Below are 25,575 nucleotides of genomic sequence, written 5' to 3'. Positions count from 1 at the left end.
GGTTGAATTAGGTCTTACAGGATGGCCAGGCGGCTGTTGGGCAGATCGCTTACGACCATGCAGCCAGGGCTGTGGGTAATGCAAAAGGGCGGTTTGGCTTGCTCAAGGGCGACCTGGGGTGTTACGCCACACGCCCAGAAAACCGGCACTTCGTCTTCGGCAATATCGACCGCATCGCCGTAGTCCGGCTGCAGAATGTCGTGAATGCCGATCAGACTCGGGTCGCCAAAATGCACGGGGGCTCCATGCACGCTGGGAAAGCGACTGCAGATCTGAATGGCCCGGATGGCATCAGCGGCCTTGAAGGGGCGCATGCTGACGACCATATCACCGCGGAAACGTCCCGCGGGCTTGCAGGCGATGTTGCTGCGGTACATGGGCACGTTTTTGCCCTGGCTAATGTTACGCACATCCAGGCCGTCTGCCAGTAGGGCTTCTTCAAACGAAAATGAACACCCCAAGAGAAAGGTGACCAGATCATCGCGCCAGTATGCTTGGATATCGTGAACTTCTTCCTCGAATTGACCATCGCGGAAAATACGGTAGCTGGGTACGTCCTGACGGATATCGAAATCTTGAGCGACCTCCGGCATGTCAATCTGTCCGGGCTGGCTGCTCATGGCGACGATGGGGCAGGGCTTGGGGTTGAGCTGGCAGAACTGAAGGAACTCATTGGCCCAGTCGGCGGGCAGGATGGCGACATTGCACTGCACGAAACCGGGGCAAAAACCTGAGGTGTTGCCGGTATGTTCCCCGCTCCGAATGGCCTGCCGCAACTGCTGGGGGCTAAGGTGCTGGGAATTCTGTTTAAGGGTGCTCATCGCCGACTTCCTTCATTCTAAGGTCAAGACGGGAAATGGTACGAGTTGCCCGGTGAATGTCCAATGGATGCTCTTTGCCAAGGGTGATAAAAATAATTTATCACCCTTGGCTTGCCTGTCTTCCCCGGTGAGATCTGTGCGACAATGGCGGCTTTTGGCAGGGCTTATATCGCCGCAATGGCGAGCTGAGGTTTCTGCATTGGGGGAGTGCATCAATTGAGTGGGGCGGAGCAACAGCCTAAGGCAAGCGCGGGTTTATTAAAATCCAGCATGGTGGTGAGTACCTTCACCTTTTTGTCTCGTATATTAGGCTTGATTCGGGACGTAGTTCTGGCCCGCTTTCTCGGCGCGGACGCGAACGCTGATGCGTTTATTGTTGCCTTTAAAATTCCCAATTTCATGCGGCGACTATTTGCGGAAGGTGCCTTCGCGCAAGCCTTTGTTCCGGTCTTGTCAGAATATCGCGAGCAGGGTTCCCACGCTGCAGTGCGCCAACTACTGAACGCCGTGGCGGGCTGTTTGGGCTCCACGCTCATACTCTTGACGGTCTTGGTGGTGGCCGGAGCCCCCTTGGTGACCATGCTGTTCGCGCCAGGCTTTTATATGGAAGGTGGTGAGCGCTACGCGCTGGCCAGCGATATGATTCGCATCACCTTTCCGTATCTCTTGTTGATTTCCTTGACGGGTTTTGCCGGAGCAATTCTCAACAGTTATGACCGTTTTGCGGTGCCAGCTTTTACGCCGGTTTTATTGAATATCTGTTTGATTGCCGCCGCCATCTACTTAAGCCCTTATTTTGAGAGGCCGGTAATGGCACTGGCTTGGGGAGTATTGGCGGCGGGTGTTGTTCAATTGCTGTTCCAGTTGCCGTTCCTGTACCAATTGCGCCTGTTACCCTACCCGGCTCCCAATTGGAAGGACTCAGGTGTTCGCCGGATTCTGGCTTTAATGGCCCCGGCAATTTTCGGTGTGTCGGTGAGCCAGATTAATCTCTTGCTGGACACTGTGCTGGCCTCTCTGCTGCCCTTAGGCAGTGTCACCTGGCTGTATTTTTCTGATCGTTTGGCTGAGCTGCCTCTGGGGGTGTTTGGGATTGCAGTGGCGACGGTTATTCTGCCTAGTTTGTCGCGCCAGCATTCGGCGGATAAGCCAGAACAGTTCAGTGCCACCATGGATTGGGCCTTGCGCCTGGTGTTGTTGATTGCGGTGCCCGCTGCCTTGGCTTTGATTCTGCTGGCGGAACCCATTTTGACCACGCTGTTCCAGTATGGAAAATACTCAGCGGAAGACATCCTCATGGCCTCCTGGAGCTTGCGGGCCTATGCTTTTGGCCTGGTAGCGTTCATGTTGATTAAAATTCTGGCCCCCGGGTATTTCTCTCGGCAAGACACAAAAACCCCCGTTAAATACGGCATTATTGCCATGGTCTCGAATATGGCACTCAATATTGCCTTTGTTTGGCCGCTCTATACGTATATGAATTTGGGCCATGTGGGATTAGCTCTGGCCACCTCGTGTTCGGCGTTTATTAATGCCGGTCTGCTGCTCTCAGGTTTACGGCGTGACCGCGTGTATCGGGCTGAGCCGGGCTGGTGGGCATTTGCTCTGCGTATGCTGGTAGCGAATGTCGCGATGGCGGCCGTTTTGCTGTACCTCAATGCCCAGTGGCAAGACTGGTATCAGTGGGGTTGGTGGCAGCGGACCTACACGATGTTGGCCTTGGTGCTGGCAGGTTTGTGCAGCTATGCCTTGGTATTGGTACTGGCGGGAGTGCGTCCCAAGCATTTGAAACAAAAGAAATATTAGCGTGCTAAACCGATAGATGTACTATCTTACATATTATGGATAAAGAAACTTCCAGCAGCGATTATCAGTTTTCGAGTTATGAGAATGTCGAATGCCCAGCGGGGGAGGCTTGCCCCTGGCCTGCGGAAGTGCGCAAGCTGGAAGAGCAGTTGCTGACCGATCCACTTACTGGCATTGCCAATTACCGTCATTTCATCCGAGCGTTGGAACAGGAGATGGAGCGTACTCGTCGAAGCGGTGCGTCGACTTCTCTGATCATGTTGGATATCGATTTCTTTAAAAGCATCAATGACAATTACGGCCATGAGGCGGGCAATATGGCTCTTCAAGCCCTGGCGAACTGCATGCTGTCCAGCTTTCGAAAGCTCGATGTGGTCTGCCGCTATGGCGGTGAAGAGTTTGCCATTATTCTGCCGGCAACCGAGGCCTTGGTGGCGGTGCAGGTCGCTGAGCGTCTGCGTAAGAATATCGAATCCATGGCCGTTACCGTGTGCAATCAGCAGGGAGACACTTTGCAGATCAATATGACGGCAAGCTTGGGGATTGGTATTTATACGCGTCATAGCCAGGTTTCCCCCAAAGAGCTGATACAGGAAGCTGATGACTTTTTGTACAAAGCTAAAAACGAAGGCCGGAATCAGGTCTGTTACGGTATCCATAAAGTGGAGGCGGAAGCTGAAGTCTCCAGTGATGAAAAGGATGCCCTGAACAGCCTTTTCGGGGGCGACGACTAGTCGCTCCGGCCTCTCTTGATCACAAGTTTCCCTTTCCAAACGCTCTTCGGGGCTCTATCCTAGCGCGGTTTTTTAATAGCAAATAGCAAAGCGTTTGGAGTGACGATGACACAGATTAAAGTTGTGGGAGTGTTGGGCTCCGGTCAAATGGGCGGTGGAATTGCCCAAGTAGCGGCTGCCACGGGTTTGGATGTAAAACTCGCGGATGTCGATCTGGCAACAGCTGAAACAGGCAAGGCCGTCATTGAGAAGCGCCTGATGGGCCAGGTGGCTAAAGGTAAGCTGGTTGAAGCCGAGGCTCAAGCCATGCTGACAGGCATTGCCCCAGTGAATGGTTTGGCTGATCTGGCCGACTGTGATCTGGTCATCGAAGCGGCCAGTGAAAATCTGGATCTCAAATTAAAACTCTTCGCCGAGCTGGATAAGGTGTGTAAGCCCTCCACTATTCTGGCGTCCAACACCAGTTCTATCAGCATTACTTTGATGGCGGGTGCGATCTCACGTCCTGAAAAATTCATTGGTCTGCACTTTTTTAATCCTGTGCCAGTGATGAAGTTGGTAGAGGTCATCAAAGGTTTGGCTACCAGTGAAGAAACCTATCTTGCGGTTAAGTCTTTGGCCGAACAAATGGGCAAAGAAGTCGTGAGCTGCGAAGACAAAGCGGGTTTCGCTGTTAACCGTTTGTTGGTGCCTTTCCTGAACGAAGCTATTTTTGCTCTCGAAGAAGGGGTTGCGAGCCGTGATGACATTGATCGTGGTGCCCGCTTGGGCTTGAATCACCCGATGGGCCCGCTAACCCTGGCCGATTTTGTCGGCCTGGATACCTGTCTGGCCATCATGGAAGTGCTCCACAAAGAGTTGGGTGAAGACAAGTATCGCCCCGCGCCGCTGCTGCGTAAGTATGTTGCAGCCGGTTGGTTGGGCAAAAAGTCCGGCCGCGGTTTTTACGAGTATAACTAGAGGCGTTCGGTCTTGAATGCGTCAGTGAACTCGCAGGATATCATTGCCCAGGTGCAGGCCTGGGTGAAAGATGTCGTGGTGGCGGAGAATTTCTGTCCTTTTGCGGCACCGGCGCTCGACCGGGTGCATTATCAGATTCTGGCCGCTGATCTTGAGAAGCAGTTGCAGGATTTTGTGGAAAGTTGCTATCAGCTGCAGGCTGAACCGGGTATTGAGACCGCGCTATTGATTGCCCCTCAGGGCTTGAGTGATTTCGATGATTATCTCGAGCGGCTGGATTTGCTGCAGGCCTTGTTGGAAGCCCAGGGGTTTCTGGGGGAGTTTCAATTGGCCAGTTTTCACCCTGATTACTGTTTTGAAGGTGTTGCTGATGAAGCGGCTGAAAACTATACCAATCGCAGTCCCTGGCCTGTTTTTCATCTGTTGCGCGAGCGCAGTTTGAGTGAGGCGCTGGATCAGGTGAGTTCCCCTGAAAAGATCCCGGAGCGTAATCGCCGTCACGCCGAACGTTTGGGCCTGGAGGCTTTGCGCATGAGCTTGAAACGTTGTCAGGAGGCGAAGGCCTGATGTTGTATACCCTGTCCCAGTGGTGGCCTTTGTTGCCTGTTGCTGTTTTTGCCTGGTATTGGCTGTCGGCGGTGAAGGTGAAAGAATTGGCGTTTCAGGCGGCTGCGCGACGCTGCAATATGGAGGGCGTACAGCTCTTGGATGATAGCATCGCGCTGAAAGGCATTAAGTTCCAGCGCGGAAGCAATGGCAATATGGGGTTGCGTCGGGAATTTGCTTTTGAATTCACATCGACAGGTAATCACCGCTATCAGGGGTGGGTAATCATGCAAGGCTCTCGCAACCTGTCCGTAGAACTGCCTCCTCATCGCTTGCAGTAAGACGGTTTTTTCCAGCAATTCATGCTTCGCCGGTAGGCCCGTCCGGGGCTTTTCGGTATACTCGCCCTTTTGTGTTTTTAACGAGCTAATCTGGTAGAGCATGCAGCAGGGCGCGCAAGAGTTTATTCGTGGCATCGCCAATTTGCAGCCTCGTCACCGCGGTAGTGTGGTGACGATTGGCTCATTTGATGGGGTGCACCTCGGGCATAAGGCGATTGTTCGCCAAGTGCGCGATCAGGCCCAGCGTTTGCGACTGGCCTCCGTGGTTATGACCTTTGAGCCTCAGCCCCATGAATACTTTTCTGGAGAGAAGGCGCCTGCCCGTCTGATGCGAGTGCGCGACAAGGCTAAAGCCTTGTTTGAAGCCGGTATCGATCGGGTTTTCTGTGTGACTTTTAACCGGCGATTCAGCTCATTGTCGGCCGAAGATTTTGTCAAACAGGTTCTGGTGGACGGTTTGGGGGTGAAATACCTGGTCGTGGGGGATGACTTCCGATTCGGTTGCGATCGCAGTGGGGACTATCAGTTCTTGCTGGAGGCGGGTAAGCGTTACGGTTTTGAAGTCACCGACACCCAAACCTTGATGCTGGACGGTGAGCGTATCAGTAGCACCCGTATTCGGGCCGCTCTGGAAGTCAGTGACTTCCGTTTGGCGGAGCGTCTGCTCGGGCGACCATATAAAATTGAAGGTAAGGTGATTCGCGGGCAGCAGCTGGCTCGCCAATGGGATGTGCCAACAGCCAATGTCCAGTTGCATCGCTACCGTTCACCCCTCAATGGCGTGTTTGCAACAGAGGTGACGCTGGTGGATGGCCGACAGTTTAATGGTGTGGCCAATGTCGGTGTTCGCCCAACGATTGGTGGCGAAGCCACTCCGATCCTCGAAGTGCATTTGTTCGATTTCGAGGGGGATATCTACGAGCAGGAAATTGCCGTGGAGTTTAAACATAAACTGCGCGACGAGCAGAAGTTCGCTTCGCTCGACGAGCTTAAGCAACAGATCTATCGGGACAGAGATCAGGCCAAGGCCTGGTTTGATGCTCGGTGAAAATGCGCAAACCCTGCGCCCGTATTATTAAGTGACGACAAATGAGTGATTACAAAGCCACATTGAATTTGCCAAAAACTGGCTTTGCCATGAAGGCAAACCTGGCTCAACGTGAGCCGGGCATGTTGAAGAAATGGCAGGACGATAATCTGTATCAACAGATTCGCGAAGCTCGTAAAGGTGCTGAGCAATTTATCCTGCACGACGGTCCTCCGTATGCCAATGGTGATATTCACCTGGGGCATTCACTTAATAAAATTCTGAAAGATATCATTATCAAGTCAAAAACCTTGAGCGGCTTTGATGCGCCTTATGTTCCCGGTTGGGACTGCCATGGCTTGCCTATTGAAAATCAGGTTGAAAAGAAAAACGGCAAAGCTGGTGTGAAACTTGATTTCAAAACCTTCCGCCAGAAATGCCGCGATTATGCTGCGCGCCAAGTTGAAGGGCAGAAAAAAGAGTTTATTCGTCTGGGTGTGTTTGGTGAGTGGGAGAATCCCTACCTGACCATGAATTACCAGTTTGAAGCCGATATCATTCGGGCCCTGGGTAAGATCGCCGAGAACGGCCATTTGCATCGTGGCTTTAAGCCCGTGTACTGGAGTGTCGTGGGCGGTTCTGCTCTGGCAGAAGCTGAGGTGGAATATCAAAATAAAACCTCGTTTTCTATCGACGTTAAATACCCGGTAAAAGAGTCTGCGAAATTGGCTGACGCGATGCCGGAGTTGGCCGGCAGCGATAATGTCTTCGTGGTGATCTGGACAACCACACCATGGACCCTGCCTTCAAGTCAGGCGGTTTCCATGAATGCGGATCTGGACTACGTTGCAGTCAAAGCGGGCGAGCAAATTTTGATTCTGGCTGACGCGCTACACGAATCCGTCCTGGCTCGGGCCGGTCTGGAAAATTTTGAGATCCTGTCTCGCTGCAAGGGCCAGGCTCTGGAAAACCTGTCTTTGTTGCATCCATTTTATGATCGCGATATTCCCGTGATTCTGGGTGATCATGTGACTACCGACGCCGGTACGGGTTGCGTGCATACGGCTCCTGATCACGGTGTGGATGATTTCAATGTTGGAAAGCGCTACGGTTTGGGCACCTTGAATTACCTTGATGATGGTGGCCTTTATCGCGACAGCGTTGAGATTTTTGCGGGTCAACATGTGTATAAAGTTGATCCTGTGGTAGTAGAGCTCTTAAAAGAAAAAGATGCGCTGCTGTGCGAGGAAAAAATCGAGCACAGTTACCCCCACTGCTGGCGCACCAAGACGCCACTGATTTTCCGTGCGACCCCCCAATGGTTTATCAGCATGAGCCAGAAAGGCTTGCGCGATGATGTGAAAAAGGCCGTTGAGGATGTGGAGTGGATCCCGGGTTGGGGGCGCGCTCGCATTGATAGCATGTTGGACTCCAGTCCAGACTGGTGTATTTCTCGTCAGCGCACCTGGGGTGTGCCGATTGCGTTGTTTGTCGACAAAGAGAGTCAAGAGTTGCATCCGGATACGCCCCGCTTGATCGAAGAAGTGGCCAAGCGTGTCGAGCAGGACGGTATGGAAGCCTGGTTTGAATTAGACATCGCTGAGCTGCTGGGCGAGGACGCCGAACGCTACAAAAAAGTCACCGATACATTAGATGTCTGGTTTGATTCCGGTGTAACACATTACGCGGTGTTGAAGCGTCGTGACTATCTGAAGTATCCCGCAGATTTGTATTTGGAAGGTTCTGATCAACATCGTGGTTGGTTCCAGTCGTCACTGAAAACGGCTATGGCGATCAATGGTGAGGCGCCTTATAAGCAGGTGTTGACCCATGGTTTTACCGTTGATACCAATGGCCACAAAATGTCCAAATCTCTGGGCAATGTGATTCCGCCAAAAGAAATTATCGGTGAGCTGGGGGCGGATGTTTTGCGTCTGTGGGTCGCGGCGACTGATTTCAGTGGTGATATGACGGTTTCCAAGGAAATCTTCAAGCGCACGGCGGATTCCTATCGCCGCATCCGTAATACCGCTCGTTTCTTGCTCTCAAACCTGAATGGTTTTGATCCTGCTCAGGATCAGGTGGCAATAGACGATATGTTGGCTCTGGACCGCTGGGCTTTGGAGCGGACAGCTGAACTGCAAGAAGAACTTGTAGCCGCCTACGACGCATACAGCCTGCATTTGATTTATCAAAAGCTGCACAATTTCTGTGTAGTAGACTTGGGTGGTTTTTATCTGGATATCATCAAAGATCGCCAATACACCTGTAAAGAAGACAGCCGGGCCCGCCGTTCGGCTCAGACTGCCTTGTACCATATTATTGAAGCGATGGTGCGTTGGCTGGCTCCGATCACCAGCTTCACCGCTGATGAGTTATGGCAGCATATTCCGGGTGAGCGTCAGGGATCTGTGTTTGTTCAGCACTGGTATGAAATACCAACGGCGAAGGCCAGTGCCGATTTGGATAATGCCTTCTGGCAGCAAGTGGCTGCGGTGAAAACCGAAGTGAATAAAACACTGGAAGCCAAGCGTAGTGACGGTGTTGTGGGTGGTTCATTGCAGGCTGAAGTGACTTTGTATTGTGATGAAGCGTTGGAGGCCTCACTGAAACGTTTGGCCAATGAGTTGCGTTTTGTTTTGATTACCTCGGCGGCTGAGGTGAAGCCTTTGTCCGAGGCGCCCGCAGACGCTGTGGGCACTGAGCTGGCCGGGTTGAGCATTCTGGTGAACAAATCCGAGCATGAAAAGTGCGAGCGTTGTTGGCATTTCCGTGACGATGTTGGGCAGTTTACCGAGCACGAAACCATTTGTGGTCGCTGCGTCGAAAATGTTGCGGGCGAAGGTGAAGTGCGTGAGTTCGCCTGATTCTAAAGGTTTGTTGGCAGGGCCATGGTATTGGCGTAAGGCCTTGCTGTGGTATGCCCTGGCCGCAGTGATTATTGCTTCTGATCTGGTAAGCAAAGCTTGGGCTTTAGCCAGCTTTGAGTACGCTCAACCCGTTGAAGTGACGCCGTTTTTTGATTGGTTGCTGCTATATAACTACGGTGCAGCGTTCAGCTTTTTGAGCGATGAAAGTGGTTGGCAGCGCTGGTTTTTTTCCGGTATTGCATTCGTGGTGAGCGGAATGCTGGTCGTTTGGCTTGCCCGTATTTCTCCCAAGCAACGTTGGGAGCCTTTTGCGCTGGCTCTGATTTTGGGAGGAGCTTTGGGCAATCTCTACGATCGGCTCACTTTAGGGTATGTGGTGGACTTTATTTCCCTGCATTACCAACAGCATCGCTGGCCTTCCTTTAATATTGCCGACAGTGCCATTTGTGTTGGGGCTGTCATGCTGCTGATTGATCTGTGGCGCCACAAGGAAGAAAGCGACAAGGACTCGGCATCATAGTGCTAAGACTGGCACGCAACTTTTGTTACCAAATGTGATTAAGCTTCTATGACTGATATGACAGAGCTGGCCATTGGCCCAGGTACCCAAGTTACTTTGCACTTCGCCATTAAGATGGCAGATGGCTCGTTGGTGGATTCCACCTTTGATGGGGCCCCGGCGACCTTCAGTGTGGGCGATGGTAATTTGTTGCCGGGGTTCGAGCAGGTTTTGATGGGACTGTGTGCGGGTGATGAACAGGAATTTCCCATTTCTCCCGAGCAGGGTTTTGGTCAACGTAATCCCAATAATATTCAAGACATCCCACGTGACGCTTTTACTGACGATATGGAACTGGAAGAGGGGTTGATGGTGTCTTTTGCTGATGCTCAGCAGGCTGAGCTTCCCGGAGTGATTGCCGAAGTGGGTGAGCAAAGCGTCAAGGTAGATTTCAATCATCCATTGGCTGGACGAGAACTGGTCTTTGAGGTCAAAATCATTGCAGTAGCGGTTTGTGATGGGGTGCAAAAGCACTGATGATCCATATTAATCTTGCCAATCCCAGAGGGTTTTGTGCCGGTGTTGATCGCGCGATCGATATTGTGAATCGCGCCTTGGATATTCACGGTGCACCCATCTATGTGCGCCACGAGGTTGTCCACAACAAGTTTGTGGTCGATAGCCTGCGTGATCGGGGCGCGGTATTCGTTGATGAACTCCACGAAGTGCCAGATGACGTCATTGTGATCTTCAGTGCTCACGGGGTTTCCAAGGCGGTGCAGGAAGAAGCCAGGCACCGAGGCCTAAAGGTGTTTGATGCAACCTGTCCATTGGTCACCAAAGTCCATATCGAAGTGCTCAAGTACAGCCGGGAAGGCAGTGAGTGCATTCTGATTGGCCACAATGGTCACCCTGAAGTTGAAGGAACCATGGGGCAGTTCGATGACAGTTTTGGTGGCAAGATCTACTTGGTGGAAGACGAGGAAGATGTTGCTCAGCTGGAGGTCCGAGATCCGTCTCAACTGGCCTATGTGACCCAGACAACCCTGTCAATGGATGATACGGCAAAGGTGATTGATGCTCTGCGTCAGCGCTTTCCGGAGATTCGCGGGCCCAGAAAGAACGATATTTGTTACGCCACTCAGAATCGCCAGGATGCAATCAAGCAGTTGGCCTTGGAAAACGAGTTGGTGTTGGTGGTCGGCTCACCCAATAGTTCGAATTCCAATCGTTTGCGCGAGTTGGCCGAGCGCTGTGGCGCCAAAGCGTTTTTGATCGATACTGCAGAAGATATTGATGCGGGATGGTTGGCATCCATTTCATCTATTGGCATCAGTGCCGGCGCCTCTGCGCCAGAGGTGCTCGTACAGGATGTGATCAAGCGATTGCAAGGTTTGGGTGCCAGTGCACCAGCGGAGATGAACGGTCAGGAGGAGAATGTTAGCTTTTCCTTACCTAAAGAGCTGCGCTAGAACCCGCTCTTTCTAAGTTACTGAATTTCAGTGATTTCTTTCTTGGATGGCTGCTTTGCATTGACAGCCAACATCCGCTTATCATCGACCGCTGATCGGTGACGTAGCACTTTATCGCCACATTTCACCGCCGATCCTCCATAAGAATATTTGAACGGTCCATTCTGGTATACCTAAGATATGAAAAAGTTCCCTAAAAATGGCTTTACCTTAATCGAGTTGCTGATTGTGGTTTCTATTATCGCAATCATCATGGCTTACGCAGTGCCTGGTCTCACATCCATGAGTGAACGAGGTCAAATGAGAGCCAATCTCGATAAGTTTAAAACCTCTCTTCAAATGGCTCGCTCTGAGGCCGTGACTCGTCGCGCACCCGTGGTTATTTGTGGGAGCACTAACGGCACTTCATGTCGCGGAAGTGGCAAGCAGCAATTTGGTGATGGTTGGATCATGTTTCTCGACCGTGACAACAATACTGCGGCTGATTTGGGGTCTGGTAACTGTGCGGATAACGAAGATTGCCTGTTGAATTCGGAGCGATTCTCTTCAGGTCGTATGACCATTTCCTCGGTGAATAACGAAATTGGCTTTAACGCGGATGGGACGCCAATCAGAGCTGAAGGCTATGCTCTTCAGGTGTGTGCAGGTAATGCTAAAGACAACAATGATGAGTTCCGATCGGCAACGATTACGATTATGCCAACGGGCTCCTTTTCAGTACGCAAAGGAACAAACTCATGTTAAGGAAATCAGCCGTGATAGATCGTCAGTCTGGCGCAACTATGATTGAAGTCATGGTTGCTTTGTTTTTGTTGGCGGTTGGTTTGCTGGGTACATTGGCACTGCAGAATTCCGGCCAAAGAAGCAATCAAAGCGCAATGTTTTCCTCGGTTGCTATTGTGCTGGCCAGAGATATGGCCAACCGTATAGGTGCGAACAACAATCAGTTTACTACGGCAGATGATGGTCTTTATGACAATATCGATACTGAAAGTGTGAGCGGTTCCGCGACGGTATGTAACGTGGATTGTAATCAGGCCACCATAAAGACCATGGACGAAGGTCAGTGGGCCGAAGAGATTAAAAGTCGTTTGCCAGCGGGACGCGGCACTGTTGCAATAAATGCTGATGGCGTACATGAAGTCACGGTAATGTGGGATGACCAGTTGACAGGTGCTTCTGGAACAGCCTGTGGTGGTAACCCTGATGTGGATCTGACCTGCGTAAAGTTGGAGTTTAGACTGTGAATACACTTATGACATTTAAACACCAACAACGCGGTGTTGGCTTAATCGAATTGATGGTTTCGATTACCATCGGTTTGTTGATTATGGCGGGAGTTGTTCAACTGTATCTCACCTCGATAGAGACTCAGCGTAGCCAAGAAGGGCTATCCCGAATTCAGGAAAATATTCGTTTTGTTAGTAATCGCATTACAGACGAGGGCGCGTCTTCCGGCTTTCTTGGTTGTGTGCCACGTTTAGACGATGACAGCAGGGTCATTAATCTGCTGGCGAATAATACTGGCGTTGATGCCAATGGCGTTCCTGAGGTGAATAATTTTGGTTCGTCTATTAGTGGTCTGGATAATTCCGGGATCAATAATACCGACGAAGTATTTTTCCGTTTTGCAACCGCAAGATCCGTCCCGTTGATGAGTGAGTTTGCTGTGGGTACGGATACGTCCATGACCCTCGATAACAGCATTAACTTTCAGTTGGCGTACAATTCCATTAAGCAGTGGGATATTGCGGTACTCACAGATTGTAATTATGCCGCTGTTTTTCTGGTCACAAATGATCCCGGTTCAAACGGCGTGGTTCAGCTTGCACGCGGAACTCCCATCCCTACAGGTCGCCCTAACGCGGGTCAAACCAATCAGAATGTCGATACCACAATTAGCTTCCGCGGACTGAATGACGATATTTCAGACGGCCGTCCTCGTGCTCGTTTATACCTGGCAGGGCAGGGGGGGTACAGCTATGAGGTTGGTTTAAGTGAAGCCGCCACGCAGATTAATGACAATGGTGGGAGTGCTCAATGCGACATGAACAGCCCACAGTATTGCGGTTTATTCCGTAACGGCCAGGAAATTATGGATGGAGTTCTGGATTTTCAGGTTGAATATGGGTGGCGTGATAACAATCTGGTGAGTTTTGGTGATGCTTCTACCGTTGCCGCTGCTGATACTTGGAATCGGATTGATAGAATCAAGATGGACGTGACCTTGAGCGCTATTGAAGTTACTGGCACAAACGATAATTCTGCTTCAAAACGCATTAGTCGCGAGTTGTCCCAGGTCATTATGTTGAAGAATCCGGTGGTGGAGTTGTGATGAGCGTTTATACTCAACGACCGATGCTCTCTCCTCTCTCTCGACAGCGTGGGGTCACTTTGATTGTGGCTCTGGTTATTCTGTTGGTTATGTCTGTTGTGGCGATTGCCTCCATGTCGAGCAGCACTTTGCAGGCTCGTATGGCCTCGAATGAGAAGCAAATCCAAATGTCTCTGCACGCTGCTGAAGCTGGCTCAAGGGCGGCAGTTTTATATCTGAATCAAAACGCACACAGCCCATACACTAAATTTAAAAGCGTAACTGATGGTTTGTATTCGAATACAAAAAACAATCAGGAAGGCTTGTTGGAAGCTGTATCTGTTGATGCCAATTTTGCAGATTATCATGACCCAGGGGCTTGGACTGATGATAACAGTGTGGCAGTGGCCGCGACGGCGGATACCCTGCCGAGCACAGCGAAGGATCCACGATACATTATTGAATTTCTCGGTACTCAAGTGCTTGGGACTCAGCCGGTTTCCTTGAATGGTAATCAGGCAAAACCAACGCCGGTTTTTCACTACCGAATTGTTGCAATTGGATGGGCTCAAGATCCCCAGATTTATTCAATTGTTCAAACCACCTACAAAACAGCTGAATCTTTTTGAGCGTGAATCACTATGAACAGTAATACGAAAATGGAAAAGTTTTTACAAAAAGCTATGGTGATTTCATCGGGGATGTTTCTGGGCGCGAGTGTCGCCAGTGCCGCCCCCGGCCAGATCGCCTCTCAGCCTTTGTTTGTTGGTAAAACACCGCAATCGAACATTATGTTTCTGGTGGATGATTCCGGTAGTATGGGTTGGGAGTATCTGATTACCAATAATGCTGCCTATAATGCCAATACGAGCTTATATCGATGCACCGCTATTAATGCGATGTGGTACAACGCAAATTTGTATAGAGAAAAAGCGGCTGACCCTGCGAATGATACCCGTGAAAAACGCTTGGCATATACGCCCTGGCGTGGCGTCGATGTGAATGGAAATGAATATACGGATCGCACATTGACAACCGCCACGAGAGACCCTCATGGCGATCCTTATAACTACCGAAATGTTCGTGATTGGTACTTTTATGAGTGGGTAGATGAGCCTGAGGCTGATGGCAAAGGCAATGGTCGTTACGATCCAGGTGAGTGTAAAACAAATAAGCGGATATATGCCCGAGATTTGCCTGCTGAGCAGCAAATAGATTTTGCCAACTGGTATACCTATTATCGTAAACGTGACTTTGTAGCCAAGCGCGCGCTTTCACAGATTATTATTGAAAGTAATGCCCGGATGGGTTTGGCCACTTTGCACAATAATGATTACGTTGGCATTCCAGTTAAAAATATTGATGACTTGAGTACGCCGATAGATACCGATAATCGCACTAATAAAAATGATTTGATGCAAAGCTTGTTTGAGATTCGCCCTAGTGGCGGTACGCCATTACGTCGAAGTTTAGAGCGTGTTGGTAAGTACTTTCATCAAAACCAGTCAACACCTAGCAGTTTATTTGGTGGTGCGACGCCGTCTTCACCCATTTTACCTGCATCAGAAAACGGTGCTTGTCAGCAGAACTTTGCGGTAGTAATGAGTGATGGTTTCTGGAATGGTAGTCGCCCTAACGTAGGTAATGCGGATAGAGATAACAATACCAATTTTGATGGTGGTAACTACGCCGATGATTATTCAAATACGCTTGCTGACGTGGCCATGCACTATTACGAAGGCGATTTGGCTCCAGGTTTGCCCGATTTGGTTGGCCCCAAGCCAAGTACAGATCCATTGGCTCCGCAGCCAGATCCGTTGTTGAATCGCGCTCAACATTTGGTCAGTTACACCGTCGCATTTGGTGTTAACGGTACCCTTGAAGAGCCCCCGGTCAATGGTAATTGGCCACAGCCGGTGAGCAACCAGTCGACCACTATCGATGATATGCTGCACGCTGCTTACAACTCTCGCGGTGAGTTCCTGAGCGCCAAGAACCCACAGGAGCTGATTCAGCGTTTGTCAGATGCGATTAACTCCATTAAGAGTAAGGTGGGTTCATCGGCGGGTATCGCTTTAAACAGTTCCTCGATCAGTTCCGATTCGGCCGTATTTAAAGCAGTATTTGCACCTGAAAAATCCTGGTCAGGTGATTTGATTCGACAAAAGCTTGAAAGAAACAGCAATGGTGATTTTATTCTGACCGATGAATGGTCAGCGGCTGAGAAATTGAAGTCAGTATCACCTGATGCGAGACAAATTTTGACTTTTAACGGTACTAAAGGCGTACCTTTCCGCTTTCCTAGTGACTACGTGTCACCAAGTGCGGACACAGAATTGTCAGCGGGACAGATTGAAGATCTACTGTACGATGCACCTCATGCCTCGGCAGCAACTGCCACTCAAATCAATGAGAATAAAATCTACGGCGAGCGTCTGCTGAGTTATCTTCGAGGTGAACATACCTATGAACGAGGGGTTGCTAATAGCGCTACTATTCTTAGTAACTTTAATAAAGTCTTTCGTGATCGTGTAGGTGAGCGTTTAGGGGATATTGCGCACTCGACACCAGAATTTGTTGCTGGACCGAAAGAAAACTACCCCGACAAAATCGAAGGTGAAGAGAGCTCAAAATCCTACGTTGCTTTTGCTAAGTCTAAACAGAACCGTCGCAAAATGGTTTATGTGGGCGCGAACGATGGCATGTTGCACGGCTTTGATGCTGAAAACGGTGATGAGCGTTTCGCTTATGTGCCTTCTTTAATGTTTAATGAAAATGCGGCCTTTGGTTTGCATTACTTGTCTTCCGTGAATTATTCACACATTCCCTATGTTGATGGCGCGATAACGGTACGTGATGTTTATGTCAACGGTGGATGGAAATCCTATCTGGTTGGTGCACTTCGGGGTGGGGGTCGCGGTATTTACGTATTGGATGTGACCAATCCTGATAGCGTCAATGAGGGTAGTGCTGCTAGCAAAGTGGTGAAAGAGTTTACTCATGACGACTTGGGTTTTACATTCAGTGAGCCAGCAGTTGTACGGTTGAACGACGGTCGTTGGGCCGCTGTGATGGGCAATGGTTATAACAGCGGCCCAAACAGCGACGGACATGCAAAACTCTTTGTTGTCTACCTGGATGACCAAACTCCTTCCTACCGTATTCTTGAGACCAAGAATAGTGGTGATGCCGATCTGATCGCAGCAGGTAACTGCGAGGATGTTGATAGTGATTGTAATGGTATGTCGAGTCCTCTGGTTTTGGATCTGGACAGCGATTACATTGCTGACCGTGCTTATGCAGGAGATTTGCATGGCAATATGTGGGCGTTTGACCTGAGTAATTCCAATCCTAATGAGTGGAAGGTCGCTCATAAGAATGGCGGAAATAAACAACCGCTTTTCACTGCCTGTTATCAATCTCCTTGTAATTCGAATGGTAAGGTGGCGAATCGTCAGCCGATTACCAGCATGCCTGTCGTAAAATCACATCGTTTCAGATTGTCTCAGAGCCATGTGCCAAGCTTGTTGGTGTATTTCGGAACCGGCCAGTTTATTGCTAATGGTGATCAGGCTATCGATGCCCCTCAGTCTGCCTATGGCGTATGGGATTCTGGTGAGGGTGGTTTGACGCGCAGTAACTTGCAAGCTCAGTCCATCTCTTCTGGTGCTGACAGTCGTACTTTGAGCAATAATGCAGTGGATTATGACGATGCCTTGTCTGAAGCGGGATGGCTAATTGATTTGCCAGCTGACCGCGAGCGCATTATTAACTCCTTTGTGGTGGGTAGCTCGGTTGTTGTTTTCGGTAGTATTATCCCGGATGCCGCCACCTGTGAGGGCGACCCTAGCGGCTTCTTAATGGCAGTAGATGCATTCACTGGCGGAGAGCCTCCGTTTGAGGTCTTCACTAAGGCCAATATCGGTTCTGTGCCCTTAGCCGGTATCAGATTGGATAATATGCCTGGAGCGCTATCCCCGATTAGCGATACTAATGGTGATACTAAAGTGGCTTATGCTGATCAGGAGGGTAATGTGCAGTTTATTACCTTGAAAGGTTCCGGTAGCCCTGCCAGGGTTACCTCTTGGACTACATTGAAGTAAGGAGAGCGAGATGAAAGCAATTGCCATTTTGTGTACGCTTACCGTATTAGGTTTTGTGACACCTGCTTTTGCTCAGGACGAGGGGCCTCAACCCGTTCAGTTGGTTGGCCTATTGCGTGGTACAGTTGATTACGTCCATCATGATGATCAGCAGCTCGTTATCGATGATCGACGCTTTTCCATGCCATTGAATTTTAAGGTTAGTGATGCCAAAGGCAAAACCGTTAACCGCTTTGCTCTGAAAATCGGTCAGAGTGTAGAATACTTTGTGCGATATGATGAAAAGTCGAATATCTTCTATATTGAACGGCTGAAGCTGCTAAACTGAGATGGTATTTAACTGACAGCGCCTAATGGGAGGGGTTTATGGCAGCACCAAGTTACGCGACGCGCGGGTTTTCCTTGATAGAGTTGATGATAGTGGTTGCCGTTATTGGCATTATCGCAGCGGTCGCTGTTCCTTATTTTGGTGAAGCTGGGATGCGTGGTAAACGCGTAGAAGGTAGAGAAATACTGTTGAAGGCAGCATCAAAGCAAGAACAATTCTTTGCCCAGTACGTTTCTTATACCACGGTTGTTAAGGGTAATAGCAGCTGTTCGGGTGTTGCTTGTGGTTTGGGGATGGCCAGCGACTTAAGCGAAAATGAAAACTATAAACTCACTATTGCGGTCGGGCCTGCAGGTTGTGCGCCTGATACCGATACAATTTGCCGGACCTATACATTGACGGCGACCCCAAACGGTAAGTTTAAAGATGGGGATTGCAATGCGCTAACGTACTCTAATTCAGGGGTAAAAGGCGTAAAGGATGTGAGTGACCAAACCAAAATCAAGAAATGCTGGCGATAATTCCGCGTTAACTGTTGTCAAAGAAAAGGCCAAGTGATGCTCACTTGGCCTTTTTCTTTTTGCAGAACTTCTTTTTGTGTTCGTGCTTAAAGGCGATTCGGGGTCTTCCGGCCCGATTGATTTTGATTTGCCTGTGGTTAATCTTCGGGTCGATTGGCGGGCAGTACGCGAAGGTGCCGTTGTGGTAGTTTGTGCTGCCATCAGGGCGATATTGAATGTAATACTTGGGATTACGAAAAGCGCTCCATTGGATATATGCGCCACTTTGTAAACCGCTTCGCACATGGATAATTTCTTCGTCTTCTGAACGTTTCCCATTTTTGTTGGAATCAATAAATACCATCAATTGGTCATCCCAACGACGACTGCAGCTGATGCCGTCATAAGTCGGGCATAGGGTGGCGATATTTCTTGATTGCACGGCTGCGGCCCGTGTTGCCTGGAGCGCACCGAGCAATTGACGGGCGCTGGTTTCAGCGTTGCTCTTGTGGAAGAAGCTGCGCATATTGGGCAGAGCCAGTGCGCCAACGATTGCTATCAATATTATGATGATGAGGGTTTCAATAATGCTGAAACCCTCAACATTTATCATCTTTGTTGATCGAATTGCCATGGTGTGCCTCGGGATGTAATACGAGGCACACGCTAACCATTGGGTATGGTTTTGACTCTAGGGCATGCGGGGCTTTTTATCCTGTTATGTATAGGCCAAATGGCGCTTTGATTAGGCGTCTTCTAATCCCAGTTTCTTAAGCCTATAGCGAAAAGAGCGGAAGGTAATGCCCAGACTCTCGGCGGCAGCGGTTTTATTCCAGCGGCATTCTTCCAATGCGCTCAGGAGAAATTCCTTCTCAATTTCAATCAGGTAATCGTCAAGGCTTCGTCCTTCGAGCGCATGCTTTTGTTTGCTTGGCGTGGTTGGACTGCTAGGGGCCTCGCTGATAAACAGATCAGATTCATGAATCACATCGTCTTCGCAAAGTGTGAAGGCGCGTTCCAGGATGTTTTCCAGTTCCCGGACATTACCTGGGAAGTGATAGTTGTGCAGCCGCTGTTTGGCTTTTTCGCTTAAGGTGGCCGGGTCCAGTCCAATGTCATTGGCAATTCGGCTGAGAAAGTAATCACACAGAGCGGCAATGTCTTCTTTGCGTTCACGCAATGCCGGTACGGAAACCTCAATCACATTGATGCGGTAGAACAAGTCACTGCGAAAACGTTGTGAGGCGACTTCAGCTTGGAGATCTTTGTGGGTTGCACTGAGAACTCGCACATTAATGGATATTTCTGCTTGTGCGCCGACCGGGCGAATGGCTTTTTCCTGGATGGCACGCAACAGTTTGACTTGCATATCCAAAGGGAGGTCGGCAACTTCGTCCAAAAACAGAGTGCCTCCATCGGCCGCTTGAAACAAGCCAATTTTGTCCTGATGAGCGCCGGTAAACGCGCCTTTTTTATGCCCAAAAAACTCACTTTCCATCAGTTCTGCCGGGATAGCACCGCAGTTCACCGGAATAAAGGGCCCTTCAGCTCTCGGGCCTTGATAATGAATGGAGCGAGCGACTACTTCTTTACCACTCCCGGACTCTCCGGAGATGTATATGGGGGCTTGGGATTGAGCCAGTTTACGAATTTGTTTTTTCAGTTGTTTGGTGACACTCGATTCACCGACGAAACCCGGACCTTTATCTTTGGTTGACTTGGCGGCTTTGCTTTTTACTTCCAGTGCGCTGTGTACCAGTGCGCGTAATTGCTCCAAATTGACGGGTTTTGAAACGAAATCATAAGCACCCGCCTTCATCGCCGTAATAGCTGTGTCGGTGTTACCGTGAGCGGTAAAAACAGCAACAGGAAGAGCATAGTCGAGCTCCTGTACGGCTTTAACCAGTTCAATACCATCCCCATCGGGCAGTTTTAAATCGGTGAGGCAGAGATCGAATTCTTCTTCTTTCAGCAGGCGGCGGGCACTTTTACAATCGCCGGCTGCAATGGTGTCCAGCCCCATGCGCCCGAGTGTGATTTCTAATAGCTCACGGATATCGGGTTCATCATCAATTACTAAAACTCTACGAGCTTTGCTCATTGCAATAGTGCCTCTGGGTCAGGAAAGCGAAGTCGAAAACAATTATGTCCGGGGCGACTTTCTTTGATAAAAATAGAAACTTGATTGGCTTCGCACAGTTCTTTCACCAGGTACAGGCCCAGCCCAGAGCCTGCATGGTGTGTCGTGTAGAAAGGTTCAAAAATTTTCCCGAGCTCTTTTTCGGATATTCCCGGGCCACTGTCCACAATATCAATTATTGGACGCTGGGTGTCCTTCTCTCGATCGAGAATCAACTCGACTTTTGCGTCGCTACTGAATTCTTCACTGTATCGAACGCCATTATCCACCAGATTACTTAGGACCTGATCCATCTGGTGAGGGTCGCAGGCGCTGTTCAAATTGTTTGCCAGGGAGTGAGTGCGAATATACGCTCCGTTTTCACTGCTGTACCGTTTGCAGAATTCACTGCACCATTGGTTGAGCTCTACGGCTTCAGTTTTAGCGGCCCTACGGCGAGACATATGGAGGACACTTTCAATGATGCCATTCACTCTCATGCAGTGGTTGTCGATAATTTCGGTAAGGCGTTTGTCGTCCTCGTGGATTTCTGGTGATTCCTGTAGCAGCTGATTGGCGTGGCTAAGAGCCCCCAGAGGGTTTCTGATTTCATGGGCAATCGAGGCGGTCAATCGGCCCAAAGAGGCCAGCTTAAGTTGCTGGGCTTGATTGTGAATCTGCCGGTTATCATCGATAAAGATCAGAGTGTCTTCGCCCTGTTGAACAAAGCCGATACGAAGTTCTTGAGGGTTGTTATGAAACTGAATGATCTGTGCCGTATTTTGAGGTTTCTCTTGCCACTGTTTCAGATGTTCTTGCAGATCTGGTAATTGATCGAGAGAGAAGGGTAATTCCGTCAAATCGCTTTCACAGTTCAGCAACAGTTTGGCGGATTGATTGATGATTTCCACCTCATTATGTTTATTGACGACGACGATGCCGGTATACAGCCGCGCGACAATCCGGTGAGTCAGTTGTTCAAGGTAGCGTGCGTGAGCCGCTTGCTCCAAGGCGGCTCGTTCGCTCAATTGGAGGCGTAGGCTGACGTTCTGGAAAATTCCGGATACCAGAAACAGCAGCGCACCAATGGCGCCAGCGGAAAACACATTACGTTGATCAATCGGGGAGATAAGAAGCTCACTGGTGAGCAGGAAGATGCTTGCCAATGCCGCAAGGGCATAATGTATTTGCCCCTGGATAAACAGGCTTGCGGTAATTACCGTAATAAAAAATAGATACCCCAGGCCGCTGCTGGTGCCGCCGCTGCTGTAGGTCAACAAACTGATAAACAGCAAGTCGATCACAATGGTTGCAAACACCTGCTCGGTTCGTGCGGTTTGCGACCCCCACCAAACACGTATCAAGCTGAAGGCGCTTAGCAGGCAATAGGCAATTGCCGTATGAAAAAACAACCGTGGATCACTGGAGCCAAAAATGTCTCGGCTGATACCACCGGCAAACATGGCCAATAGCAAGGCGCTCAGGACAAAGCGATAGTAGCTGTACACCCTCAGTATTCGCAGGCTGGATTCCGGTAAGCGATTGGGGGCTTCGGCTGTGCTCATGGGTTCAGTTGTCCAGATCGTATACGGTCGGTATAGGCTGGCGTTTATGTTGAGTGCGCAGATAGATGTGGATCAACTTGGTTTCCACTTCAGGATCCTGATTTTTCCCTTCCAGAAAATCATCAATTTGTTCATAGGACAAGCCGAGTGCTTGCTCATCGGCTTTTTGAGGAACCAGGCATTCCAGGTCGGCCGTAGGTGTTTTGTGAACCAGCTGTTCGGGTGCGCCCAAGTAGGCAGCAACTTGTCGAACTTGTCGCTTGCTCAGGCCAAACAGCGGTGCCATATCGCAGGCGCCATCACCCCATTTTGTGTAAAAGCCAGTGATGTTTTCGGCAGAGTGGTCCGTTCCCAGAACCAAACCATTGTAGAGGCCGGCAATCTCGTATTGCACAAGCATTCGGCAGCGCGCTTTTACATTGCCTTTGACAAAGTCCTGTTGGGCATCGCTGCCTTGATCCAAGCCGGCTTCGGCAATCGCACCCAATGTTGAGGTGTGAGCGCCATCGGCTGCGGCTTTGATGTTCACGCTGAGCGAATGGCTGGCCTGAATAAAGCGTAGGGACAATTGGGCTTCATCTTCATCTTTTTGTGTGCCGTAAGGGAGGCGAACGGCAATAAATTGATAGCCTTCCTCTCCGTCCTGATTCAACTCCTCAATGGCTAACTGAGCCAGTCGGCCACAGGTGGTAGAATCAACACCACCGCTGATACCCAATACCAGCGTTTTGCTGTTGGCTTGCTGCAATATAGCTTTGATAAAAGCAACTCGGCGTGCCACTTCCCGTGCAGGATCGATCTCCGGGAGTACTTTCATTTCAGCAATAATGTCTGCAGCTTGCATAGTGTTATCTCGCTTAGTTGGGCGTTAGAATTAACAGGTGGACATTTTATGTCATTCATCGCGTCAGCGAAATATATCAACGGCTTTGGGTTTGTAGGGGACAGCATTTGAACGAGAAAGACAGCGGTTGGCTGCACCATATTCGGGCATGTCCGTCCCCGAACTTTAATCAGCGGCCAGAGCCTGAGGACGTGTCCCTGTTGGTTATTCATAACATCAGTTTGCCCCCTGGGCAGTTTGGTGCGAATCACATTGAAGATTTCTTTTGCAACCAACTCGACTGCAAGGCTCATGAATATTTCGAAACCATTGCCGATCTTGAAGTGTCTGCCCATTTTTTAATCGATCGCAACGGAGATGTCATTCAGTTTGTGGATATCTTTGAGCGTGCCTGGCATGCCGGGCAGTCGAGTTTTTCTGGGCGAGAGAATTGCAACGATTACAGTATTGGCATCGAACTCGAGGGGTGTGATGAGCAAGCCTTCACCGATGCGCAATACCAGGCTCTGGCGGATTTGAGCCGACAACTGGTCCGGCAGTGCCCCAGGATCGTCTGTACAGAAGATAAGAGCGCCTCCAAAGTACAGGGTTTTAATATATGTGGCCACAGTGACATTGCGCCAGGGCGAAAAACCGATCCCGGCCCATGCTTCGACTGGACACGTTACGAAAGTGAATTACAGCAGTTTTTTACGTCCCCTGATGACAAATCTGGTAACTAGCCTCGTCTAACCAGGGAGACTTTCAAAAGTGGGTGAGACTATGCAACTGACTGTTTTATTGATTGCCTTGATCTGTGTGCGATGGTTTGGGATACCTTCCTGGCTCCATATTGATCAATGGGCAAAGCCTTGGCTCGATGCTATTTCCGGTAATAGCCTCAAAAACCGTCCCTGGCTGTACTGGCTAATTGCGGCTCTGGTTCCGATGGCAGTGGCGGCGTATGCCTTGCAGTGGAGTGCGGGGCACAATCGATTGATCGAATTTGCGATTACGGCGTTTATCTTGCTCTACAGTGTTGGTCGAGACGATTTCAAAACACAGGTTCAGGCGTTTATTGCGGCGGTCAGAGGCTCAGATGAAGAAGCCTTGAAAGCAGCCGCGGTTGATTTACAGGCCAGCCCGGCCAATGAGCAACTGCCAGAGGAGCGGGCCGAGTTGTACCACCAGAGTTTGTTGAATGCGGCCTATCGAGCCATGGAACGGGTGTTTGTGGTGTTTTTCTGGTTTGCCATGCTAGGGCCTTTAGCGGCTCTGGCTTACCGGATTCTGCGTATTTTCTACAATGAGAACCAAGCCCAGCTATTAGCCCACGATGCTCAGATTCAAGCGGCTGAAGTAGAGGCTACGAAAGAAGGTGAGGCCGTGGGTACAGAATTGGCCGAGTCGAGTGCGGAAGAACCGAGTGTCGCCTCTGAAGACGGGCCTATCTCTGCGGGCCCTCTCGCTAAGTTGATATGGTTGCTGGAGTGGCCGGTGGTTCGGGTTCTGGGGTTGAGCTTCGCCATTACCGGAAACTTCATCAGCTGTATGCAACGCTGGCGTGACAGCTTGCTTTGTTTCAAAACGCCGTCGAAGAAGGTGTTAGGCAATGCCGTAGGTGGTGCTCTGGACATTGAGGTGGATTGTAAACTTGATTGCGATGCGATCTGTTGCGAGATGGAAGCTTTGCAATCCCTGTTTTTCCGCACGGGGCTATTCTGGCTCTGTGCACTGGCTGTGTACCTGATGTTGGCACTCTGAATGGAGTCGCCTTTGGGCCAAGTTGTCTCTACAGCTTGGCCCCAGCCTGTTATCATGGCGCTTTTTGAGTAGGATCTTTTCATGGCCCAGCAGTCGGCGAAAACCAGCAGTCGAGGTGAGCAAACTCGCCAGCAAATCCTGGATGCCGCCCTTAGGGTTCTTGCCCAGCAGGGTTATCGCGCCTTGACTCACAGAGCAATCGCCAAGGAAGCGGGTGTCAGTCTCTCCTTAACCACATACCACTTCAAAGACCTGGAAGCCCTTCTTCACGACGCTTTTGCTTACTATAAGCATTCGGTATTGAGTGAGTTTGAAGGGCGTTGGGAGGCCCTGTATGACGAATATTTACAACCGGGTTTGGACATGGCCCGTCGTGAGGATGACCGCACTGGCCTGGTAGACATGCTTGCCAAGTATATGGCCGAGCTGATTGAATCCGACATTAGCGAGCGCAGTGAAGGCGTAGCCGTGGAGATGACCTTCCATTTTGACCTTCATCTTCAAGAAGAGCAGCGCAACTTCGCCTATGAGTTGTGTAATCGTTTGTACCCAAGAATCCACGAGTTTTACCGTCAGATGGAAACAACGGATCCTGAAACCGATGCTCACTTGCTGTTGGATGTTGCTCATTTTTTGCGCTTTCGTCGCTTGGCTGTGCCGGAAATGCTGAGTCGTGAGGATGTCTATCTGCGCTTGCATCGTCTTTTATTCTCACAACTGGTTAGTGGGTAGTCGCTAACCCCTTAGCCTATGCTGTTTGTGGTCTCTATGGGCATTTGTCAGTCTTTTTAAAATAACTTACAGCAGGCCTTGACGGGGCAGGTGGCCAAGACCTATTATGGTTAGCCTTGCCGGTTTGACTGTACAAATATACAGCTCCTCGATTCGCATGGACGCCTAGCACTGAAACACTAGCTGCATTAGAGTCGAACCGGTAAGGGCCTTTTTCCTTCTATCGAATTTTCGTCTTTCCTTTTTTATTT

Annotated in this window: 25 protein-coding genes; 20 read left to right on the top strand and 5 right to left on the bottom strand. The window is 50.0% G+C overall.

The features are described from left to right. Nucleotides 1–14: 14 nt before the first annotated feature. Nucleotides 15–821: a putative hydro-lyase gene (locus tag ABWW03_RS00655; protein ID WP_353405751.1), complete on the bottom strand. Its 807-nt coding sequence runs from the start codon at nucleotides 819–821 to the stop codon at nucleotides 15–17. Between the two features lie 216 nt (nucleotides 822–1,037). Between ABWW03_RS00655 and murJ the strand changes: the two genes are divergently transcribed. The 17 genes from murJ to ABWW03_RS00570 all read left to right on the top strand — a co-directional run bounded on the left by murJ (nucleotide 1,038) and on the right by ABWW03_RS00570 (nucleotide 18,342). Next, nucleotides 1,038–2,627, top strand: a complete 1,590-nt coding sequence (murJ, locus tag ABWW03_RS00650; RefSeq protein WP_353405750.1) for a murein biosynthesis integral membrane protein MurJ — start codon at nucleotides 1,038–1,040, stop codon at nucleotides 2,625–2,627. Nucleotides 2,628–2,662: 35 nt separating this feature from the next. Next, nucleotides 2,663–3,361, top strand: coding sequence for a GGDEF domain-containing protein (locus ABWW03_RS00645; RefSeq protein WP_353405749.1), 699 nt, complete (start codon nucleotides 2,663–2,665; stop codon nucleotides 3,359–3,361). 105 nt (nucleotides 3,362–3,466) lie between these two features. Beyond that, on the top strand, nucleotides 3,467–4,321 hold the full coding sequence (locus ABWW03_RS00640) for a 3-hydroxyacyl-CoA dehydrogenase family protein (protein WP_353405748.1): 855 nt from the start codon (nucleotides 3,467–3,469) through the stop codon (nucleotides 4,319–4,321). A 24-nt stretch (nucleotides 4,322–4,345) separates the two neighbouring features. Continuing rightward, nucleotides 4,346–4,888, top strand: coding sequence for a DUF1415 domain-containing protein (locus ABWW03_RS00635; RefSeq protein WP_353405747.1), 543 nt, complete (start codon nucleotides 4,346–4,348; stop codon nucleotides 4,886–4,888). Beyond that, entirely contained in the window at nucleotides 4,888–5,208 is a 321-nt protein-coding gene (locus ABWW03_RS00630; RefSeq protein ID WP_353405746.1) for a DUF3301 domain-containing protein, read from the top strand. The genes ABWW03_RS00635 and ABWW03_RS00630 overlap by 1 nt, the downstream gene beginning before the upstream one ends. Nucleotides 5,209–5,308: 100 nt before the next feature. Then, a complete protein-coding gene (ribF, locus tag ABWW03_RS00625) occupies nucleotides 5,309–6,256 on the top strand; it encodes a bifunctional riboflavin kinase/FAD synthetase (protein WP_353405745.1) in 948 nt (315 codons plus the stop codon). A 41-nt stretch (nucleotides 6,257–6,297) separates the two neighbouring features. Further along, nucleotides 6,298–9,102 carry an isoleucine--tRNA ligase gene (gene ileS, locus ABWW03_RS00620; RefSeq protein WP_353405744.1) on the top strand — a complete coding sequence of 935 codons (2,805 nt, stop codon included), beginning with the start codon at nucleotides 6,298–6,300 and terminating at the stop codon, nucleotides 9,100–9,102. After that, nucleotides 9,089–9,625 (top strand): signal peptidase II, encoded by a 537-nt coding sequence (gene lspA, locus ABWW03_RS00615; protein ID WP_353405743.1) that lies wholly within the window; start codon nucleotides 9,089–9,091, stop codon nucleotides 9,623–9,625. The genes ileS and lspA overlap by 14 nt, the downstream gene beginning before the upstream one ends. Before the next feature lie 57 nt (nucleotides 9,626–9,682). Beyond that, nucleotides 9,683–10,141: an FKBP-type peptidyl-prolyl cis-trans isomerase gene (locus ABWW03_RS00610; RefSeq protein WP_353407102.1), complete on the top strand. Its 459-nt coding sequence runs from the start codon at nucleotides 9,683–9,685 to the stop codon at nucleotides 10,139–10,141. Between the two features lie 2 nt (nucleotides 10,142–10,143). Next, complete coding sequence (gene ispH / locus ABWW03_RS00605) at nucleotides 10,144–11,076, top strand: 4-hydroxy-3-methylbut-2-enyl diphosphate reductase (RefSeq protein ID WP_353407100.1); 933 nt, start codon at nucleotides 10,144–10,146, stop codon at nucleotides 11,074–11,076. A 180-nt stretch (nucleotides 11,077–11,256) separates the two neighbouring features. After that, on the top strand, nucleotides 11,257–11,820 hold the full coding sequence (locus ABWW03_RS00600; protein WP_353405742.1) for a GspH/FimT family pseudopilin: 564 nt from the start codon (nucleotides 11,257–11,259) through the stop codon (nucleotides 11,818–11,820). Continuing rightward, a complete protein-coding gene (gene pilV, locus ABWW03_RS00595) occupies nucleotides 11,814–12,323 on the top strand; it encodes a type IV pilus modification protein PilV (protein WP_353405741.1) in 510 nt (169 codons plus the stop codon). The genes ABWW03_RS00600 and pilV overlap by 7 nt, the downstream gene beginning before the upstream one ends. Beyond that, on the top strand, nucleotides 12,320–13,411 hold the full coding sequence (locus ABWW03_RS00590) for a PilW family protein (protein ID WP_353405740.1): 1,092 nt from the start codon (nucleotides 12,320–12,322) through the stop codon (nucleotides 13,409–13,411). Before pilV ends, ABWW03_RS00590 begins: the two co-directional genes overlap by 4 nt. Continuing rightward, on the top strand, nucleotides 13,411–14,019 hold the full coding sequence (locus ABWW03_RS00585; protein WP_353405739.1) for a pilus assembly PilX family protein: 609 nt from the start codon (nucleotides 13,411–13,413) through the stop codon (nucleotides 14,017–14,019). Before ABWW03_RS00590 ends, ABWW03_RS00585 begins: the two co-directional genes overlap by 1 nt. A gap of 12 nt (nucleotides 14,020–14,031) precedes the next feature. Then, nucleotides 14,032–17,493, top strand: coding sequence for a pilus assembly protein (locus ABWW03_RS00580; RefSeq protein ID WP_353405738.1), 3,462 nt, complete (start codon nucleotides 14,032–14,034; stop codon nucleotides 17,491–17,493). A gap of 10 nt (nucleotides 17,494–17,503) precedes the next feature. Beyond that, nucleotides 17,504–17,821, top strand: a complete 318-nt coding sequence (locus tag ABWW03_RS00575; protein WP_353405737.1) for a hypothetical protein — start codon at nucleotides 17,504–17,506, stop codon at nucleotides 17,819–17,821. A 38-nt stretch (nucleotides 17,822–17,859) separates the two neighbouring features. Beyond that, the gene (locus tag ABWW03_RS00570) at nucleotides 17,860–18,342 is read left to right on the top strand and encodes a type IV pilin protein (protein ID WP_353405736.1); all 483 of its coding nucleotides are present in this window, start codon (nucleotides 17,860–17,862) and stop codon (nucleotides 18,340–18,342) included. Between the two features lie 40 nt (nucleotides 18,343–18,382). Here the strand turns inward: ABWW03_RS00570 and ABWW03_RS00565 are convergent, their stop codons facing one another. The 4 genes from ABWW03_RS00565 to nadE form a co-directional block, all read right to left on the bottom strand. Further along, nucleotides 18,383–18,934, bottom strand: a complete 552-nt coding sequence (locus tag ABWW03_RS00565; RefSeq protein WP_353405735.1) for a GspH/FimT family protein — start codon at nucleotides 18,932–18,934, stop codon at nucleotides 18,383–18,385. 132 nt (nucleotides 18,935–19,066) lie between these two features. Further along, a complete protein-coding gene (locus ABWW03_RS00560; protein ID WP_353405734.1) occupies nucleotides 19,067–20,422 on the bottom strand; it encodes a sigma-54-dependent transcriptional regulator in 1,356 nt (451 codons plus the stop codon). Continuing rightward, complete coding sequence (locus ABWW03_RS00555) at nucleotides 20,419–22,005, bottom strand: sensor histidine kinase (protein WP_353405733.1); 1,587 nt, start codon at nucleotides 22,003–22,005, stop codon at nucleotides 20,419–20,421. Before ABWW03_RS00555 ends, ABWW03_RS00560 begins: the two co-directional genes overlap by 4 nt. A gap of 4 nt (nucleotides 22,006–22,009) precedes the next feature. Next, the gene (gene nadE / locus ABWW03_RS00550; RefSeq protein ID WP_353405732.1) at nucleotides 22,010–22,849 is read right to left on the bottom strand and encodes an ammonia-dependent NAD(+) synthetase; all 840 of its coding nucleotides are present in this window, start codon (nucleotides 22,847–22,849) and stop codon (nucleotides 22,010–22,012) included. 107 nt (nucleotides 22,850–22,956) lie between these two features. On the opposite strand from nadE, the gene ampD reads away from it, so the two are divergent. The 3 genes from ampD (at nucleotide 22,957) to ABWW03_RS00535 (ending at nucleotide 25,324) form a co-directional block, all read left to right on the top strand. Next, nucleotides 22,957–23,571 carry a 1,6-anhydro-N-acetylmuramyl-L-alanine amidase AmpD gene (ampD, locus tag ABWW03_RS00545; protein ID WP_353405731.1) on the top strand — a complete coding sequence of 205 codons (615 nt, stop codon included), beginning with the start codon at nucleotides 22,957–22,959 and terminating at the stop codon, nucleotides 23,569–23,571. 40 nt (nucleotides 23,572–23,611) lie between these two features. Continuing rightward, complete coding sequence (locus ABWW03_RS00540) at nucleotides 23,612–24,592, top strand: hypothetical protein (RefSeq protein WP_353405730.1); 981 nt, start codon at nucleotides 23,612–23,614, stop codon at nucleotides 24,590–24,592. An 81-nt stretch (nucleotides 24,593–24,673) separates the two neighbouring features. Then, a complete protein-coding gene (locus ABWW03_RS00535) occupies nucleotides 24,674–25,324 on the top strand; it encodes a TetR/AcrR family transcriptional regulator (RefSeq protein WP_353405729.1) in 651 nt (216 codons plus the stop codon). The last annotated feature ends 251 nt before the right edge of the window (nucleotides 25,325–25,575 follow it).

Source organism: Pseudoteredinibacter isoporae, assembly GCF_040372805.1.
Classification (GTDB): domain Bacteria; phylum Pseudomonadota; class Gammaproteobacteria; order Pseudomonadales; family Cellvibrionaceae; genus Pseudoteredinibacter; species Pseudoteredinibacter isoporae_A.
The sequence above is the reverse complement of the archived record's forward strand: the minus strand, read 5'-3'. Positions and strand labels throughout refer to the sequence as shown.

Excerpts from the sequence above, each read along its gene's own strand:
- ABWW03_RS00655 (WP_353405751.1), bottom strand. The coding sequence starts at position 821 with ATGAGCACCCTTAAACAGAATTCCCAGCACCTTAGCCCCCAGCAGTTG.
- ABWW03_RS00645 (WP_353405749.1), top strand. The coding sequence starts at position 2,663 with ATGGATAAAGAAACTTCCAGCAGCGATTATCAGTTTTCGAGTTATGAG.
- ABWW03_RS00640 (WP_353405748.1), top strand. The coding sequence starts at position 3,467 with ATGACACAGATTAAAGTTGTGGGAGTGTTGGGCTCCGGTCAAATGGGC.
- ABWW03_RS00630 (WP_353405746.1), top strand. The coding sequence starts at position 4,888 with ATGTTGTATACCCTGTCCCAGTGGTGGCCTTTGTTGCCTGTTGCTGTT.
- ribF (WP_353405745.1), top strand. The coding sequence starts at position 5,309 with ATGCAGCAGGGCGCGCAAGAGTTTATTCGTGGCATCGCCAATTTGCAG.
- ileS (WP_353405744.1), top strand. The coding sequence starts at position 6,298 with ATGAGTGATTACAAAGCCACATTGAATTTGCCAAAAACTGGCTTTGCC.
- ABWW03_RS00610 (WP_353407102.1), top strand. The coding sequence starts at position 9,683 with ATGACAGAGCTGGCCATTGGCCCAGGTACCCAAGTTACTTTGCACTTC.
- ABWW03_RS00600 (WP_353405742.1), top strand. The coding sequence starts at position 11,257 with ATGAAAAAGTTCCCTAAAAATGGCTTTACCTTAATCGAGTTGCTGATT.
- pilV (WP_353405741.1), top strand. The coding sequence starts at position 11,814 with ATGTTAAGGAAATCAGCCGTGATAGATCGTCAGTCTGGCGCAACTATG.
- ABWW03_RS00585 (WP_353405739.1), top strand. The coding sequence starts at position 13,411 with ATGAGCGTTTATACTCAACGACCGATGCTCTCTCCTCTCTCTCGACAG.
- ABWW03_RS00580 (WP_353405738.1), top strand. The coding sequence starts at position 14,032 with ATGAACAGTAATACGAAAATGGAAAAGTTTTTACAAAAAGCTATGGTG.
- ABWW03_RS00575 (WP_353405737.1), top strand. The coding sequence starts at position 17,504 with ATGAAAGCAATTGCCATTTTGTGTACGCTTACCGTATTAGGTTTTGTG.
- ABWW03_RS00570 (WP_353405736.1), top strand. The coding sequence starts at position 17,860 with ATGGCAGCACCAAGTTACGCGACGCGCGGGTTTTCCTTGATAGAGTTG.
- ABWW03_RS00565 (WP_353405735.1), bottom strand. The coding sequence starts at position 18,934 with ATGATAAATGTTGAGGGTTTCAGCATTATTGAAACCCTCATCATCATA.
- ABWW03_RS00560 (WP_353405734.1), bottom strand. The coding sequence starts at position 20,422 with ATGAGCAAAGCTCGTAGAGTTTTAGTAATTGATGATGAACCCGATATC.
- ABWW03_RS00555 (WP_353405733.1), bottom strand. The coding sequence starts at position 22,005 with ATGAGCACAGCCGAAGCCCCCAATCGCTTACCGGAATCCAGCCTGCGA.
- nadE (WP_353405732.1), bottom strand. The coding sequence starts at position 22,849 with ATGCAAGCTGCAGACATTATTGCTGAAATGAAAGTACTCCCGGAGATC.
- ABWW03_RS00540 (WP_353405730.1), top strand. The coding sequence starts at position 23,612 with ATGCAACTGACTGTTTTATTGATTGCCTTGATCTGTGTGCGATGGTTT.
- ABWW03_RS00535 (WP_353405729.1), top strand. The coding sequence starts at position 24,674 with ATGGCCCAGCAGTCGGCGAAAACCAGCAGTCGAGGTGAGCAAACTCGC.